Source organism: Zooshikella ganghwensis DSM 15267 (genome assembly GCF_000428585.1).
In the GTDB taxonomy this organism is placed as follows: Bacteria; Pseudomonadota; Gammaproteobacteria; order Pseudomonadales; family Zooshikellaceae; genus Zooshikella; species Zooshikella ganghwensis.
Genome location: NZ_AUAF01000362.1, coordinates 1 through 1502 on the forward strand (window position 1 = coordinate 1; position 1502 = coordinate 1502).

Here is a 1502-nt window from a genome sequence, read left to right on the forward strand (position 1 = left end):
GTAGTTCATAGTGCTTTATCTCTTGGTCGGGAGAAGCGCAAACTCTACCAGCTGGCTTCTCTTATGCCAATTGCACTTATTATCCGAAACCGCGACCAACTAAGTAAGATTATCGATATATATGCTTTGGAGATGAAAGTTAAAGATCACTTGATTAGAGTGCTCACTTTCTCATTTCTCTTCTCTGCGATTGGTTGGGCTATTTTCCCTTTACTAGGTTTTGGGCTATTTGCCATTGGCTTTATAATTTCCATTCTAACTATGAAAAAGTATGAGTTGAGGGCATTACATAAAGGCTCTGATGAAACGGGTGACCAAATAGTTAGCCTATTAAGATCAAGAAAAGCTGAAGATTTTGAACGCTTTAAGCAAATAGCTGATGATGTAAAATCGACTAAGATATCTTTGAAATGATGCGAATTATTCTCGTTGTTTTCTTTGCCCTAATAGCTAGCCAGCTTACTGGTTGCCACTCAGCACTGACTAAGCAGCAATCTTCTTCTGAGTATGTGCAATATATTCGTAGTGAATTAAGAGCTTTGGGCTGTATCAAGCAAATAGCACCCAACTCCCGTTTGTTAGTTGCTGTGGCTTCAGATGGTACCTTTAAAGAGGTTATTCAGCTTCAGGGTCAAAAAGTAGACTTTGGTACATTACAACAATGCATTGCGAATGTGTTTCCAGTTGAACCTTTCCCCACATCTATGAGTAATATTGATATTTTAGAGGTAATTACTCAATTTGGTGATGGTGGTAATCAAGATAATAAAAATCTCGCTGAAGAAATAAAAGCGCTTGAAGCTGAGCTCGATAAATTGGTTGAGGAAAAATGAACATAAAAGCAATATTTATAATAAAAAAATATTTATTATTGATGACTTTAATAACTGTTGCCTTAACAGGATGCACAAGCTTTCAGAACAAAGTGGTGGAGCCAGAAACGAGGCTTACCCAGGAAATTACCAGCATAGCAAGAGTCATTAAAACTAGAATTGAAAAAAACTGGATTAAGCCTGAGCCTATTGTAAAGGGTTTACAAGTTAAAATTCAGATTCAGACTAAAAGTGATGGCTCACTGGTAAGCTCCAAAGTCATTGAGCCAAGTGGGAATGAAAATTTTGATAGAAGTGCTCAGGAAGCAATTAAGAATGGGTTTCCGATAAAGGAATTAGGCGAGTTGAAGCTTGAAGTGTATGAGAGAAATTACAGAAAGTTTAACTTGGTTTTTAACCCAGAATAATAATCATAAATAAATTCACTATAAAGCAGCTAGTAAATGTAATTGATATAGGCTTTTTGGCATCTCGGAATACATTTTAAAAGGCACAAGCTGTATATCAGGAACTGTTGATGTATGTGCTAGTGCCCTTAGTGCGCCTACCCCACCCCGATTACTACATCACCCCTGAAAAAACTTCCGGTAATTATTGTTATCGGAACTTTTTAGCTACCCACCAGCTTTGCACTTACAACTAAGGCCTGTTAATATAACCATAAATATG

3 protein-coding genes are annotated in these 1502 nt (G+C 37.0%); all 3 read left to right on the forward strand.

Annotated features, from left to right (window positions below; genetic code table 11):
- Positions 1-414, forward strand: a 414-nt coding sequence (locus tag F607_RS35040; RefSeq protein WP_027710462.1) for a hypothetical protein, incomplete at its 5' end; no start/stop codon positions are given.
- Positions 411-833: a hypothetical protein gene (locus F607_RS0126970; protein WP_027710463.1), complete on the forward strand. Its 423-nt coding sequence runs from the start codon at positions 411-413 to the stop codon at positions 831-833. The genes F607_RS35040 and F607_RS0126970, both read left to right, overlap by 4 nt.
- Positions 830-1240, forward strand: a complete 411-nt coding sequence (locus F607_RS0126975) for a TonB family protein (protein ID WP_027710464.1) — start codon at positions 830-832, stop codon at positions 1238-1240. The genes F607_RS0126970 and F607_RS0126975 overlap by 4 nt, the downstream gene beginning before the upstream one ends.
- Positions 1241-1502: the final 262 nt, after the last annotated feature.

Coding starts and splice junctions, on each gene's coding strand:
- F607_RS0126970 (WP_027710463.1), top strand. CDS start 411: ATGATGCGAATTATTCTCGTTGTTTTCTTTGCCCTAATAGCTAGCCAG.
- F607_RS0126975 (WP_027710464.1), top strand. CDS start 830: ATGAACATAAAAGCAATATTTATAATAAAAAAATATTTATTATTGATG.